Source organism: Sphingomonas cellulosilytica (assembly GCF_052321755.1).
Classification (GTDB): domain Bacteria; phylum Pseudomonadota; class Alphaproteobacteria; order Sphingomonadales; family Sphingomonadaceae; genus Sphingomonas.
The window spans coordinates 123793-137677 of record NZ_JBQRTT010000005.1 but is presented as its reverse complement, the minus strand read 5'-3'; the positions used below and the strand labels follow the sequence as shown (position 1 = coordinate 137677).

Here is a 13885-nt window from a genome sequence, read left to right as displayed (position 1 = left end):
CGATCCGTCGAACCCCCTCTGTCACGGTGACCTGAGAGCTTTCACCCGGCTTGCTGGTGGTGCCGGACTTACCCCTTCGGTGGCCCCTCGAAGGGGCGCTTTCCAGAGTGTCGAGTGAGGCGGCGCGCGGTCCGTTTGCCTGAGAGATTCCGGGGTGGTTGCTCCTTCGGCGGCCCCCTTCACCAGAGGCTCTCTCCCGCGCGCGCCCATGCCGGCGAACCGGCATCGACACAGCGGGCTCTGGCCGGGGCGGCGGGGTTAGTCAATCGGGAAAGCAGACAGGTCGCTGTTCCGTCGTCCAGGCATGCGAGGCGATAACACACCTGGAATGCGGCAGGTCGCGCTCAGCGCCCTGCGTTACGCTTCGGCAGATCGTCGGCACCCGGTGGCTCATGCGCTGCCATGACGCCGCGCAGCAACGCATCACCTTCGCCGGACGTGGACAGCAATGCAGGATCGCCATCGTCGGTCATCAGGATGAAGCGCGCGCGGCCGATGCGCACGTCCTGGTGTGTCGTTGCCTGTTTGGTCGTCAAACGCACCGGCCAGCCGAACCGGCGGGCAGCCGATCGCAAGCCCCACATCACCGACGGCATTTCCTCCGCGGTGAACTCAAGGCTCAGACGAGCATCAGGAAGCGACAGCAGTTCCATGGTCCCGTCGCCGACTATGGCCCTTTACAGGCCCTGACTCAAGTCGGCGGTGCGAAACGCCGCCTCGATCACCGCGCCCCAGCTGCCGTATCTCGCGAAGAACCAGTCGGCGCCCGGCCCGACCGGATCACCATATTTACGCAGGTTGCGAGCCGCCATCATGGCGACCACGTCGGCGGGATCATCGGCCCGCGCCGCCTGCTTCACCATATTGCGCCGCGCGACGCAATGACGGGCGATCGCCTCTTCCGACCAGCCGGCGTCACGCAGCGGGTCCACCTCGTCGCGCAGCCGGCGGACCGCGGCGACGTAGGCCGCACGCCTCGCCGCCACGTCATCCGGCATCTCAGCGCTGCGCGTTATACTTCAGCTGGTCGTCGGTCAGCTGGAAGCCCACCAGCGCCTCGAACGTCGCGCTAAGCACGGCGCGGCGGATTTCGGGCCGCGACAGCGGGTCGGTGGCGGCATCCTCGTCGCCGGCCTTGCGCTTCTTGGTGAGTTCCTGGCGCACCTCGTCGGGCAGCGTCGCCGCGCTGCGGGCGATCTGCGTCGAGGCGCTGCCGCTCGCCTGCGCGCGCGCCTGGCCGGCATCGAAGTGGATGGCGATCTGGCCGGTGCGCTTCGCGGCCACCGCGCTGCCGCCACGCACGATCGCGATGTAATAGGGCAGCACCACGTCGCGCGGGCCGTCCGTACGGGTGCGGCGGGCATCGACGTCGAAGGTGATGGTGGTGGCGATCTGGTCGCCGGCGTCGCTGCAGGTGCCGCGCACGTGCGTCATGTTGGCGACCACGTCGATCGCGCTCGCATCGCGGCTGGTCGCGGGGTCGAACAACGTGATGTCGCCGGTGCCCGCGGCGACGCCCACAGTCGGGCAGGCGGAGCGCACGGCGGTGATGCCGCCTTCCACGATCTCCCCCTTGCCGGCGCATCCGGAGACGAGGAGCGCAAGGGCGGACAGGCCGAGAAGCGGGGTTTTCACGGGAACGCGTACCTTTGTCGAACGGGCCAAGCCTCGCGCGGGCAAGCCGGCGGTGCGGCGCGCACCATAGGAACCGCCTTTCGCACACGCAAGCAATCGCGTAGAGCGCCCAGCCATGGCATCCCTTCCCGATCCGCACGCGGACAAGCTGCCCCTCGACCTGCTGATCGCCGCGCCGCGCGGCTTTTGCGCCGGCGTCGACCGCGCGATCCGCATTGTCGAACTCGCGATCGAAAAGCACGGCGCGCCCGTCTACGTTCGGCACGAGATCGTCCACAACAAGTTCGTCGTCGATACGCTGAAGGCGAAGGGCGCGGTGTTCGTCGAGGAGCTGGACCAGGTGCCCGACGGGGCGCCGGTCGTGTTCTCGGCGCACGGCGTGCCGAAATCGGTGCCCGCCGCGGCGCAGGATCGCGGCCTCGACTATCTCGACGCGACCTGCCCGCTCGTCTCCAAGGTGCATCGCCAGGCCGAACGGCTGGTCGCCGCCGGCCGCCACATCATCTTCATCGGCCATGCCGGCCACCCCGAAGTCGTCGGCACCTTCGGCCAGGTGCCGCCGGGCGCCATGTCGCTGATCGAGACGGTGGCGGATGCTGAGGCCTTCGTGGCCGTCGATCCCGCCAATCTCGCCTTCCTCACCCAGACGACGCTGTCGGTGGACGATACGGCGGCGGTGGTCGCGGCGCTGCAACGGCGCTTTCCGGAGATGCAGGCGCCGCGCGGCGAGGATATCTGCTATGCCACCTCCAATCGCCAGGCGGCGGTGAAGGCGATCGCCGGCGCCTGCGATGCCATGCTGGTGATCGGCGCGCCCAATTCCTCCAATTCGGTGCGCCTCGTCGAAGTGGCCGAGCGCGAGGGCGTTCCCGCCCGGCTGATCCAGCGCGCCGCCGACCTCGACTGGACCTTCCTGGAAGGCGTCGGCACGCTCGGCGTCACTGCCGGCGCCTCCGCTCCCGAAATGCTGGTGCGCGAACTGGTCGACCTGCTCTCCACCCGCTTCGACGTCACCGAGCGCGAGGAAGAGACGACGCGCGAGACGATCGCCTTCAAGCTGCCGCGCGGCCTGGACGCCGCGGCCTGACGCAACCGGCCCGTCATCCCCGCGGGGCCGGGGATGACGCGGGCGACGATGATCCAGCGGCGGGCGCTGCGGGAGGGGGAAGAGGATGGCCGTCTACACGCAGGTTCCGGCGGAAGCACTGGCCGCGTTCCTTCGCCGCTACGACGGGGTCGGCGATCTCGTCTCCGCCAAGGGCATCGCCGAGGGGGTGGAGAACAGCAACTACCTCGTCGACACCACGGCCTCGCGCTTCATCCTGACGCTGTACGAGAAGCGCGTCGATGCCGGCGACCTGCCCTTCTTCCTCGACCTGCTCGACCATCTCGCCACGCGCGGCCTGCCGGTACCGCCCGCGGTCAAGGATCGCGACGGCGTGGCGATCCAGACGCTGGAGGGGCGGCCCGCCTGCCTGATCCGCTTCCTCACCGGCGTGTCGCTGACCCAGCCGACGCCCGATCAGGCGCAGACCGCGGGCGCCGCGCTCGGCCGGCTCCACGCCGCCGCCGCCGATTTCGCGGGCACGCGCGCCAACAGCCTGGGGGTGGCGGACTGGCGCCCGCTGCTGGAGCGCTGCGGCGCCGACCTCGATACGGTCGCCCCCGGCCTGTTCGCCCGCATCGACAGTGCCCTTGCCGCCGTCGAGGCGGCCTGGCCGCACGACCTGCCGCACAGCGTCATCCATGCCGACCTGTTTCCCGACAATGTGCTGATGCTCGGCGCAGAGGTGACCGGACTCATCGATTTCTACTTCGCCTGCCGCGACATCCGCGCCTATGACGTCGCGGTGATGCATACCTCCTGGGCTTTCGACCCCGCCGGCTCTCCCCTGTCCGGCGTCGGACCGGCATTGGTGTCGGGTTACGACGCGACGTTCGGCCTTTCCGACGCGGAACGCGCCGCCCTCCCCGTGCTGGCGAAGGGCGCCTGCATCCGCTTCCTGCTCACCCGCGCCTGGGACTGGCTGAACACGCCGGCCGATGCGCTGGTCACCCGCAAGGACCCGCTCGCCTATCTGCGCCGGCTCGACTGGTACGACGCGCATGCGGGGGCCTTCGCATGACCGAAGCGCTGCAACTGGTCGAGATCGCCACCGACGGCGCGTGCAAGGGCAATCCCGGCCCCGGCGGCTGGGGCGCGCTGCTCCGCTTCGGGGCGCACGAGAAGGAACTGTCGGGCGGCGAGGCGCTGACCACCAACAACCGCATGGAGCTGACCGCGGCGATCGAGGCGCTGCGCGTCCTCACCCGCCCGTGCCGCATCCGCCTGTCGACCGACAGCAAATATGTGATGGACGGCCTCACCCGCTGGATCCACGGCTGGCGCAAGAACGGCTGGCGCACCGCGGACAAGAAGCCGGTGAAGAACGCCGAACTCTGGCAGGCGCTGTTCGCGGAAACCCAGAAGCACGAGATCGAATGGGTGTGGGTGAAGGGCCACGCCGGCCACCCCGACAATGAACGCGTCGACAAACTGGCCAGCGACGCCGCCGTCGCAGCGGGTCGCCCGGCGAGCTGATCCGGCACGCTTTTCTTCTGCCTCCGGGCCGTCCCCGCACCGTTCGCCCTGAGCCTGTCGAAGGGCGGCTTTCCACGGGCGATCCGCTTGCGGCACGATGCCCCTCGACAAGCTCAGGGCAAACGGAAACAGGGTAAGCCGGGTTACCGCGCGATGCGCTAACCGAACCGCCCCGGAGCGTAGCGCTCCGGATCGACCTGCTCCAACCCCGACGGCACGGCGGTGCCCAGCAGCAGGCTAGCCGCCAGCGCCGCCCCCGCCGGCGCGGTCTGGATGCCGAAGCCGCCCTGCCCCGCGCACCAGAAGAAGCCCGGCACGCGGGCATCGAAGCCATAGACCGGCAGCCGATCCGGCGCGAAACTGCGCAGGCCCGCCCAGCGCCGCTCGACGGCGGTCACCCGCCAGTCGACCACCCCTTCGAACCGGTCGATGGCGACCGCCACGTCCATCTCCTCGGGCGCGGCATCGCAGGGGTCGACCGGCGTCTCGTCGTGCGGGCTGAGCCACAGCCGCCCGCCCGCCTCGGGCTTGAAGTAGAAGCGGCCGGCGATGTCGGCGACGTGCGGCAGCGTGGCGGGCGCCGCGGGATCGGTGCGGATCTGCGCGATCGTCCGGCGGTAGGGACGGATGCCGAGCGGCGCCGCGCCGACGCGTTCCGCCACCGCATCCGCCCAGGCACCCGCGGCATCGACCAGCACGCTCGCGCGATACGTCCCCGCCGGCGTCTCGATCGTCCAGACGCCGCCTGTGCGACTCGCCGCCGCCACGGCGGCGCGCGTCGCGATCAAGCCGCCGCCCCGACGCACCGCGGCGAGGTAGAAGGCGTGGAGCGCCCCCACGTCGATATAGGCACAGCTCGGCTCGTACACGCCCAGCGTCCAGTCGGGTCGCAGCCCCGGCACCATCGCCGCCGGATCGACCCGCGACAGCGGCACCGCCGTCCCCTCGAATGCGGCGAGGAACGCCTCCACCGCCACCGCATCCTCCGCCCGCCCGATATGCAGCGAGCCCAGCGGGTCGAGGAACCCGCCGTCGCGCAACGCCGCCTCCGATGCGCTGGTCAGCGGCTGGATGCCCGGCCCGCCATAGGTTTCGGACCAGAAGGCCGCGGAACGCCCGGTGGCATGATAGCCCGGCTGATCCTCCGATTCGAGCAACAGCACGCGCGCGTGCGGCACCAGCGCGGCGGCGAGGCTGGCCCCGGCGATCCCCGCGCCGGCGATCGCGACGTCGTAAGTCGGGCCGGCGGTCATCCATGCGCCTCCAGAAAGGCGTCGATCAGGCGATAGGCGCGCAGCCGTACCGCATCGTCCTCGCGCAGGATCTCATGCGCCGATTCGACGCCGAATCGCTCCAGCTGCACATCCGGCAGCTTCGCCGCGACTCGCAGCGCCGCCTGGGCATCGACCAGCCCGTCCGCCTCGGCGACCAGCATCAGGATCGGCGTCGCCAGCGTGGCGAGTCGCGGATCGGCCTGCAACCGCGTGCAGGCGACGAACGCCTCCAGCACCCAGGCCCAGCTCGGCGGCCCGAGCAGCAGCGCCGGATCGCGCGCATACCAGAAGGCTTCGTCGCCGTAGCGCTCGACCGAATGGGTGAGCAGCTGCTGGCGGTGCCCGGCGGATTTCGCGTCGTCGCGCACCGTCCATGCCGCGCGTGCCGGATCGCCGATCCGCGTCATCAGCCGCGCGACGCGGATCCCCGCGCCGACGCCGACCGGCGAGCGGATGCCGATCATCGGCGCGACCAGCACCACCGCCTGCGGGTCGATGCCCCCGTCGAGCAGCGCGCGCAGCGCGAGATGCCCGCCCATCGAATGGGCGAGCAGCATCGCGGCCCCGTCCCCCTCCGCCCGCCAGTCGCGCCAGAAGGCGCCGAGGTCCGCGACCCAGGGATCGAAGCTCGCCGCATGGCCGACGCGCGGATCGGCGGACAGGCGCCCCGATCCCCCCTGCCCGCGCCAGTCGAAGGCGGTCACCGACCAGCCGCGATCGTGCAGGTGCGCGATCGTCTCCAGATACTTTTCGATCACGTCGGCGCGCCCGCCCTGCACCAGGATGCGGCCGCGGGGATCGGGATGCGCCCAGTCGAAGCGGCGGTGGCGCCAGCCGTCGGGCGCCGTCCAGCACGACAGCCGCGCATCGGCCGCCATCTCGCGGCGCAGGCGGGTCGCGTCGATCGTCGTCGGGGTCATGCCTGCGATGGTTACGTTTTCCTAAGCCATCGCGTCTACCTGTTCCGCCGATGGGGTGGGACAATCTTGTGAGTCTGACGCTGGTCGGCGTCCTCGCCGCGCTGCTGCTGGCAGCGGGGATCGAGGATGTGCGCAGCCGAGAGATCGCCAATGCGAAGAATGCCGCGATCGCGCTGCTGGCGCCATTGTGGTGGTGGGCGATCGGCCTCGGCTGGGGCGAGGTCGGCGTGCAGCTGCTCGTCGCCGCCGTCGCCTTCGCCGTCTTCATCGGTGCCTTCGCGCTCGGCTGGATGGGCGGCGGCGACGTCAAGATGATCGCCGCGCTCGCGCTCTGGCTGCCGCCGGGGCGGCTGGTCGAGATGCTGATGGTGATGTCGATCCTGGGCGGCGCGATCACGCTGCTGCTGATGTTCGAACACCGCTGGCAGCGGCGGATCGGCGAGGTGGAGGTGCCCTATGGCGTCGCCATCGCCGCCGCGGCGCTGCTCGCGCTGCCCGCGCTGCTGCCGCCGACTTTGTCACAAACCTGATCTTAACCACTCTGATTCAATGCTTGTCCCGGTTCAAATACCGGTGCGCTGAAAGGCCCGATGCAACATGGATAGTCGCAAGATCGTTTTGCTGGTGGGCGCGTTGTTCGTCGCCGGCATCACGGCATTCGCCGCCCGCACCCTCATGTCGGGTGCCGCCGCGCCGCAGGCGGTGGCGATGGGCCAGCCCGCGCCGGTCGTGCCGACCGGCCCCGAAGTGCTGGTCGCCACCCGCGCCCTGCCGGTCGGTACCATCCTCGATGCCACGGCGCTGAAGTTCCAGCCCTGGCCCAAGGAGCTGGTCGACGGCGCCTATTACCTGAAGGCCGGCACCGACCTCACCAAGCTGCAGGGCACCGTGGTGCGCAACGCGATCACCGCCGGCCAGCCGGTCACCAAGGGCGCGCTCGTCTCGCCCGGCGACCGCGGCTTCCTGGCGGCGGCACTCGGGCCGGGCATGCGCGCGGTCACCGTCGCCGTTTCAAACCAGGCGGCGGTCGCCGGCTTCGTCTTTCCGGGCGACCGCATCGACCTCGTGCTGACGCAGACGGTCAACGGCGGCGGCGACGGCCAGCCGCTCAAGGTGTCGGAAACGATCATGCGCAACGTCCGCGTGCTCGCCACCGACCAGCGCACCGACAACACGGTGGGCGAAGACGGCAAGACGCGGGTCAGCACCTATTCTACGGTCACGCTCGAAGCGACGCCGAAGATGGCCGAACAGGTCGCGGTCGCCCGCACCATCGGCGAACTGTCGCTGTCGCTGCGCGCGCTCGCCGATAATTCCAGCGAACTCGAAGAAGCGATCGCCAGCGGCGCGGTGAAGGTGCCGGACGGCGATCCCAAGGCCGAAAAGGCGATGATGGTCCGCATCGCGACGCAGCCGCAGAGCGGCAGCTCGAGCTATGCGACCGGTGCCGACGTCTCGCGCTTCCAGCGCAGCTCCGTCCCGGGCCGGACCGCGCAGGGGCCGATGACATCGATGGGCGGCCCCGGTGGCGCGCCCGCCACGGCCACGACGGCCGCGGCCGTCACCGGGCCCAGCGTGCGGGTCGCGCGCGGCAACAACGTGACCGTGGTTCCGGTCGGGGGGAAGAATTAAGATGCGTAACCTCGTATCGTCCTGCGCGCTGGGCCTCGCGCTCGCCGCCGCCGCCGGGGGCATGGCCGACGCCCGGCCGACGCCGGGCGCGCCGGCAGGCCCGGCCCGCTCGGTCGCCACGTCCAGCGTGGTGCAGGTCAACACCGGCCGCGGCCGCCTCGTCACCCTGTCGCGTCCGATGAGCGACGTGTTCATCGCCGACGAGACGATCGCCGACGTGCAGGTCCGCTCGCCGACGCAGCTCTACATCTTCGGCCGCAAGACCGGCGAGACGACGATCTCGGCGACCACCAAGAGCGGCGCGGTCGTCTACGCGACCACCGTGCGCGTCGGGCAGAACATCGACTCGATCGGCGCGATGCTGCAACTGGCGATGCCGGAGGCGCAGGTGTCGGCGACGCCGATGAACGGCCTCGTCCTCCTCACCGGCACGGTGGCGCAGCCCGCCGACGCGGCGGAGGCGGAACGCCTGGTGCAGGCCTTCGTCGGCGAAGGCACCAAGGTGCTGAGCCGCCTCAAGACCGCGACGCCGCTGCAGGTGAACCTCCAGGTGCGTATCGCCGAGGTCAACCGCAGCTTCTCCAAGAACGTCGGCATGAACCTGACGACGATCGACGGGACGAGCGGCTTCAAGTTCGGCCTCGGCAGCGGCCGCGCGCCGGCGAGCACCTATACCACCGATCCCAACCTGCCGCTCGGCGTGGGCAGTGCGGTGCAGGGCTATACGATCGATCCGGTCACCGGGTCTGTCGTGCAGAAGGCCGGCACGACGATCACGCCCGGTAGCCAGCGCACCACGGTCGGCGGCCTTACCAAGCTGCTCGGCCTCAACATCCTGGGCGCGCTCGATCTCGGTGAAACCGTCGGCCAGGTGTCGACGCTCGCCAACCCCAATCTCACCGCCTTGTCGGGCGAGACGGGCACGTTCCTGGCCGGTGGCGAAGTGCCGATCCCGCTCGCGGGCGGCCTTGGCACCGTGTCGGTCGAATACAAGCAATATGGCATCAGCCTGTCCTATACGCCCACGGTGCTGGCCGACGGCCGCATCTCGCTGCGCGTGCGCCCCGAAGTATCGCAGCTCGATTATTCGAATGCGGTGACGATCAGCGGCACCCGCGTGCCGGGGCTCAGCACGCGCCGGGCCGAAACCACGCTGGAACTGGGCTCGGGCCAGTCGATGATGATCGGCGGCCTGCTCCAGAACAGCCACAACAACAGCTTCGACAAGACGCCGGGCTTGGGCGACGTGCCGATCCTCGGCGCGCTGTTCCGGTCCAACGGCTGGCAGCGCAACGAGACGGAGCTGGTGATCGTCATCACCCCGTATCTGGTAAAGCCGGTCAACAACCTCGCCGATATCAAGCTGCCGACCGACGGCTATCGGGCGCCGACCGATCTCGGCCGCGTGTTCATGGGTGAACTCGGCTCCGGCGTCAGCGGCGGGCAGCGGCCCGTGCCGACGATGGCGCCGGGCGCCGTCGCGGCGCCCACGCCGACGATCGGCGCGGCCGCGCCGGCTCCGGTGCTGCCGCTGTCCGACCGGCGGCGCAGCGAGGCCGACGCCCGTCAGCAGCGCAAGAAGGGGGCGGCTCCCGCCCCCGGCTTCTCCAACTGATCCTGTGCGAGGACTGAACCGATGACCAAGCGTACGATCCTCCTCGCGAGCATGGCGCCCGCCCTGCTGCTCGGCGGCTGCATGGGCACGCAGAACCGCGGCGTCGAATCGGTGCACCAGCCGGTCGTGCACCGGCAGGATTATGCACTCGACCTCGCCACCGCCAACGACCGGCTGGCCGCCGGCGAATCGCGGCGGCTCGCCGGATGGCTGAACTCGATGCGGCTCGGCTACGGCGATCGCGTCTCGATCGACGATCCCGCCGGCCAGGGCGCCGGCGCCCGCGAGGACGTGGCGAGCATCGTCGCCAGCTACGGCCTGCTCCTGTCGGACGACGCGCCGGTGACCAACGCGCCGGTGGCGGCGCACGCCGTGCGCGTGGTCGTCAGCCGCTCGCGCGCCGAAGTGCCGGGCTGCCCGGACTGGTCGCGCGATGCCAGCCACGAATTCGAAAGCAATACGTCGTCCAACTACGGCTGCTCGGTGAACAGCAACCTTGCCGCGATGATCGCGCAGCCGGAGGACCTGATCCGCGGCCGCAGCGGCACCGGCACGATCGATACCGCCACGTCGGCCAAGGCGATCGAGGCGTATCGCAAGGCCGGTCCGACCGGCAACGGCAACACCGTGAAGGCCGAGAGCGCCCGCGGGGGAGGCAATTGATATGAACGCGCCATGGAAGCCGGCCGGCGTCGGCCATCGCGAACCCTTCGCCGCCTATGTCTGCGACGAAACCACCGCAGAGACGCTGCGGCCGATCGCCTCCGAACTCGGCTGGTCGGTCGACAAGGTCAGCAAGGGCGGCCTGCGCAATGCGGTGCAGTCGCTGTCGGTGTCGGCCAGCCCGCAGATCCTGTTCGTCGACCTCGCCGAATCGGGCGATCCGCTGAACGACATCAACGCGCTCGCCGAGGTATGCGAGCCCGGCACGGTGGTGATCGCCGCCGGGCAGGTCAACGACGTGCGGCTGTACCGCGACCTGGTGGCGAGCGGCATCCAGGATTACCTGCTGAAGCCGCTGCACCCCGATGCGCTGCGCGATGCCTTCGGCCATGCCCAGGCGATGCTCAACGCGCCCAAGGCGGCCGAGGCGGCCGTCGACCGGCCGCATTGCGCGATCGCGGTGATCGGCACGCGCGGCGGCGTCGGTGCATCCACCGTCGCCACCTCGCTCGCCTGGCTGCTCAGCGAGCGCGAGAAGCGCTCCACCGCGCTGCTCGACCTCGACGTGCATTTCGGCACCGGTGCGCTGACGCTCGACCTAGAGCCCGGCCGCGGCCTGACCGACGCGATCGAGAATCCCAGCCGCATCGACGGCCTGTTCATCGAACGCGCGATGGTGAAGGCGACCGAAAAGCTCGCCGTCCTCTCCGCCGAGGCGCCGATCAACGCGCCGCTGATGACCGACGGTGCCGCCTTCTACCAGTTGCAGGAAGAGATGCGCGCCGCGTTCGAGGCGACCGTCGTCGATCTGCCGCGCGGCATGCTGGTCCAGCATCCCCATCTCATCAGCGACATCCAGGCCGCCGTGGTGGTGACCGAGCTGACGCTCGCCGCCGCGCGCGACACGATCCGCATCCTCTCCTGGCTGAAGAGCAACGCGCCGCAGACACACGTCACCGTCGTCGCCAACCGCCTCCACGCCTCGGGCCAGCTGGAGATCAGCCGCAAGGATTTCGAAGGGTCGATCGAGCGCCGCATCGATTGCGTCATCCCCTTCGACCAGAAGCTGGCGGCGCAGGCCGCGAAGCTCGGCAAGCCGTTCGCCGAGGCGGGCAAGAATTCGAAGACGGTGGCCCCGATCCTCGACCTCGCGCGCCACGTCCTCAGCGCCGGCGAGGAACTGGTCGCGGGCAAGGACGGCAAGGGCGGCGGCAAGGGGGCCGGCGGCAAGTCGCTGATCGGCGGCCTCTCCGCGCTGCTGCCCAAGCGCGCCAAGAAGTAACCTTCGCCGCCCCCGGGCGGCGCACCAACCGGAGGCGAGAAACGCCGCGATGGACCTGTTGCCCCTCCTGATGCTCTCGATCGGTGCCACGGTCGCGCTCGGCCTGGTGCTGTTCGCGTTTGCCGGCCCCTCGCCGCAGCGCGCGCAGAGCCGCCGCCTCGCCGCGATGCGCGAGCGGCACGGCGACAGCGCCACCGTCGCCGAGGCGCAGATGCGCCGCATCACCGCAGGGCGCGCGCAGACCAAGACCGACGTCGCCTTCGGCCGGCTGCTCCCCAACCCCGCCGAGCTCGCCAAGCGCTTGGCGATGACCGGGCGCGACTGGACGGTGGGGCAATACGGCATGGTCAGCGCCGGGCTGATCGTCGTCGTCGCCGCGCTGATGTGGCTGAAGGGTGCGCCGATCCTGCTCGCGCTGCTGTTCGGCCTCGCGGTCGGCGCCGGCCTGCCGCATTGGCTGGTCGGCTATTTCATCAAGCGCCGCGTCGCCCGCTTCACCGCCAAGTTCCCCGACGCCATCGAACTGCTCGTCCGCGGCCTGCGATCGGGCCTGCCCGTCACGGAGACGATCGGCGTCGTCGGCAACGAGGTGGAAGGCCCCGTCGGCGAGGAATTCCGCATGGTGTCCGACAAGATGAAGATCGGCAAGTCGATGGACGCGGCGTTGCAGGACACCGCCGACCGGCTCGGCACGCCCGAATTCCAGTTCTTCGTCATCACCATCGCCATCCAGCGCGAAACCGGCGGCAACCTTGCCGAAACGCTCGCCAATCTTGCCACGGTGCTGCGCCAGCGCGGCCAGATGAAGCTCAAGATCAAGGCGATGTCGTCGGAATCCAAGGCGTCAGCCTATATCGTCGGCGCCCTGCCCTTCATCGTCTTCGCGATGATCTGGGTCATCAACCAGAACTACATGCAGAACTTCTTCGTCGACCCGCGCCTCATCATCACCGGCATCGGTGGCCTGGTATGGATGGGCATCGGCGTGTTCATCATGGCCAAGATGGTCAGCTTCGAGATCTGACGGAAAGACTGGGACAACCGACATGCAGGCTTCCGGACCGACGCTGATGGGCATCGACGTTTTGTGGGTCGCGACGATCCTGTCGGGCGTCGCCGCCTTTGCGGTGATGCTCGCGATCTACGCCGTCACCACCGTCAGCGATCCGATGACCAAGCGCGTCAAGGCGCTGAACGACCGCCGCGAACAGCTGAAGGCCGGCATCACCGCCTCCACCAAGCGGCGCGCCAAGCTGGTCCAGCGCAACGACACCACCGACCGCATGCGCAGCCTGCTCTCCTCGCTGAAGGTGCTGCAGGACAGCCAGGTCAAGGAAGCGCAGGTCAAGCTGATGCAGGCCGGCATCCGCTCCAAGGAATGGGCGGTCGGCGTGATCTTCGGCCGGCTGGCGCTGCCGATCGTGTTCGGCGGCCTTGCCGTGCTGATCGTCTATGTCCTCGATTATTTCCCCGCCTGGTCGCCGCTGAAGCGCTACGGCCTCGTCGCGGTGACCACCGTCCTCGCCTACAAGGCGCCCGACATCTTCCTCAAGAACAAGATCACCAAGCGCAGCGATGCGATCCGCAAGGGCCTGCCCGATGCGCTCGACCTGCTGGTGATCTGCGCCGAAGCCGGCCTCACCGTCGATGCCGCCTTCCACCGCGTCGCCAAGGAACTGGGCCGCGCCTATCCCGAACTGGGCGACGAATTCACCCTGACCGCGATCGAGCTGGGCTTCCTCACCGAACGGCGCCAGGCGTTCGAGAACCTCGCGACCCGCGTCGACCTGGATGCGGTGAAGGGCGTCGTCACCACGATGATCCAGACCGAGAAATACGGCACCCCGCTCGCCAGTGCGCTGCGCGTCCTGTCCGGCGAATTCCGCAACGAACGCATGATGCGCGCCGAGGAAAAGGCCGCGCGCCTCCCCGCCATCATGACGATCCCGCTGATCCTCTTCATCCTGCCGACGCTGTTCATCGTCATCCTCGGCCCCGCCGCCTGTTCGATCAGCGACGCCTTCTGACGAAGATCATAACCGGTACGAAAGGCACGCGGGGCGAATAGGAGCGATCGCTCTTAAATCTGCCCCGCGGCTACCAATTGGATAAGCGCGGCATTCACGCGGGTCTGCCATCCGGGTCCGGTGCCGCGTAGATGCTCGACCGTCGCCGCATTCAGGCGGATTTTGATCTCCACCTTCGGCGCTTCCAGTCTCGGGCGACCGCGTCGGGACGGCAGCTTGCCCCCCCAATGAACCAACCCCCACCGCCGTCGTTATG

16 protein-coding genes and 2 riboswitches are annotated in these 13885 nt (G+C 69.6%); of the genes, 10 read left to right on the top strand and 6 right to left on the bottom strand.

Annotated features, from left to right (window positions below; translation table 11 throughout):
- Positions 1–8: 8 nt before the first annotated feature.
- Positions 9–116, bottom strand: a riboswitch (glycine riboswitch).
- Between the two features lies 1 nt (position 117).
- Positions 118–209: riboswitch (glycine riboswitch) on the bottom strand.
- A gap of 135 nt (positions 210–344) precedes the next feature.
- The 3 genes from ACTZQ5_RS10155 to ACTZQ5_RS10145 are packed head-to-tail and all read right to left on the bottom strand — an operon-like array spanning position 345 to position 1635.
- Positions 345–653 carry a hypothetical protein gene (locus tag ACTZQ5_RS10155; RefSeq protein WP_443585066.1) on the bottom strand — a complete coding sequence of 103 codons (309 nt, stop codon included), beginning with the start codon at positions 651–653 and terminating at the stop codon, positions 345–347.
- Between the two features lie 24 nt (positions 654–677).
- Entirely contained in the window at positions 678–998 is a 321-nt protein-coding gene (locus tag ACTZQ5_RS10150; protein ID WP_443585065.1) for a hypothetical protein, read from the bottom strand.
- Between the two features lies 1 nt (position 999).
- Positions 1000–1635 carry a hypothetical protein gene (locus tag ACTZQ5_RS10145; protein ID WP_443585064.1) on the bottom strand — a complete coding sequence of 212 codons (636 nt, stop codon included), beginning with the start codon at positions 1633–1635 and terminating at the stop codon, positions 1000–1002.
- A 115-nt stretch (positions 1636–1750) separates the two neighbouring features.
- On the opposite strand from ACTZQ5_RS10145, the gene ispH reads away from it, so the two are divergent.
- The 3 genes from ispH to rnhA all read left to right on the top strand — a co-directional run bounded on the left by ispH (position 1751) and on the right by rnhA (position 4216).
- Positions 1751–2722: a 4-hydroxy-3-methylbut-2-enyl diphosphate reductase gene (ispH, locus tag ACTZQ5_RS10140; protein ID WP_443585063.1), complete on the top strand. Its 972-nt coding sequence runs from the start codon at positions 1751–1753 to the stop codon at positions 2720–2722.
- An 85-nt stretch (positions 2723–2807) separates the two neighbouring features.
- Positions 2808–3761: a homoserine kinase gene (gene thrB, locus ACTZQ5_RS10135; RefSeq protein ID WP_443585062.1), complete on the top strand. Its 954-nt coding sequence runs from the start codon at positions 2808–2810 to the stop codon at positions 3759–3761.
- A complete protein-coding gene (gene rnhA / locus ACTZQ5_RS10130; RefSeq protein WP_443585061.1) occupies positions 3758–4216 on the top strand; it encodes a ribonuclease HI in 459 nt (152 codons plus the stop codon). Before thrB ends, rnhA begins: the two co-directional genes overlap by 4 nt.
- Before the next feature lie 158 nt (positions 4217–4374).
- On the opposite strand, the gene ACTZQ5_RS10125 is transcribed toward rnhA, so the two are convergent.
- Together ACTZQ5_RS10125 and ACTZQ5_RS10120 are read right to left on the bottom strand one after the other, a co-directional pair.
- Positions 4375–5469, bottom strand: a complete 1095-nt coding sequence (locus ACTZQ5_RS10125; RefSeq protein WP_443585060.1) for an NAD(P)/FAD-dependent oxidoreductase — start codon at positions 5467–5469, stop codon at positions 4375–4377.
- Positions 5466–6410, bottom strand: coding sequence for an alpha/beta fold hydrolase (locus ACTZQ5_RS10120; protein WP_443585059.1), 945 nt, complete (start codon positions 6408–6410; stop codon positions 5466–5468). The genes ACTZQ5_RS10125 and ACTZQ5_RS10120 overlap by 4 nt, the downstream gene beginning before the upstream one ends.
- A gap of 50 nt (positions 6411–6460) precedes the next feature.
- Here ACTZQ5_RS10120 and ACTZQ5_RS10115 point away from each other — a divergent pair, with 50 nt between their 5' ends.
- From ACTZQ5_RS10115 to ACTZQ5_RS10085, 7 genes are all read left to right on the top strand, one after another.
- Positions 6461–6940, top strand: coding sequence for an A24 family peptidase (locus tag ACTZQ5_RS10115; RefSeq protein ID WP_443585058.1), 480 nt, complete (start codon positions 6461–6463; stop codon positions 6938–6940).
- A gap of 67 nt (positions 6941–7007) precedes the next feature.
- Positions 7008–8042 (top strand): Flp pilus assembly protein CpaB, encoded by a 1035-nt coding sequence (cpaB, locus tag ACTZQ5_RS10110; RefSeq protein WP_443585057.1) that lies wholly within the window; start codon positions 7008–7010, stop codon positions 8040–8042.
- Position 8043: 1 nt separating this feature from the next.
- Positions 8044–9657, top strand: coding sequence for a type II and III secretion system protein family protein (locus ACTZQ5_RS10105; protein WP_443585056.1), 1614 nt, complete (start codon positions 8044–8046; stop codon positions 9655–9657).
- A 21-nt stretch (positions 9658–9678) separates the two neighbouring features.
- Positions 9679–10320 (top strand): CpaD family pilus assembly protein, encoded by a 642-nt coding sequence (locus tag ACTZQ5_RS10100; RefSeq protein WP_443585055.1) that lies wholly within the window; start codon positions 9679–9681, stop codon positions 10318–10320.
- 1 nt (position 10321) lies between these two features.
- Positions 10322–11602, top strand: a complete 1281-nt coding sequence (locus tag ACTZQ5_RS10095; protein ID WP_443585054.1) for a CpaE/TadZ family protein — start codon at positions 10322–10324, stop codon at positions 11600–11602.
- A 49-nt stretch (positions 11603–11651) separates the two neighbouring features.
- Positions 11652–12626, top strand: a complete 975-nt coding sequence (locus ACTZQ5_RS10090) for a type II secretion system F family protein (protein WP_443585053.1) — start codon at positions 11652–11654, stop codon at positions 12624–12626.
- Positions 12627–12648: 22 nt separating this feature from the next.
- Positions 12649–13629: a type II secretion system F family protein gene (locus ACTZQ5_RS10085; RefSeq protein WP_443585052.1), complete on the top strand. Its 981-nt coding sequence runs from the start codon at positions 12649–12651 to the stop codon at positions 13627–13629.
- Positions 13630–13682: 53 nt separating this feature from the next.
- Here the strand turns inward: ACTZQ5_RS10085 and ACTZQ5_RS10080 are convergent, their stop codons facing one another.
- Positions 13683–13865: a BrnA antitoxin family protein gene (locus ACTZQ5_RS10080; protein WP_443585051.1), complete on the bottom strand. Its 183-nt coding sequence runs from the start codon at positions 13863–13865 to the stop codon at positions 13683–13685.
- Positions 13866–13885: the final 20 nt, after the last annotated feature.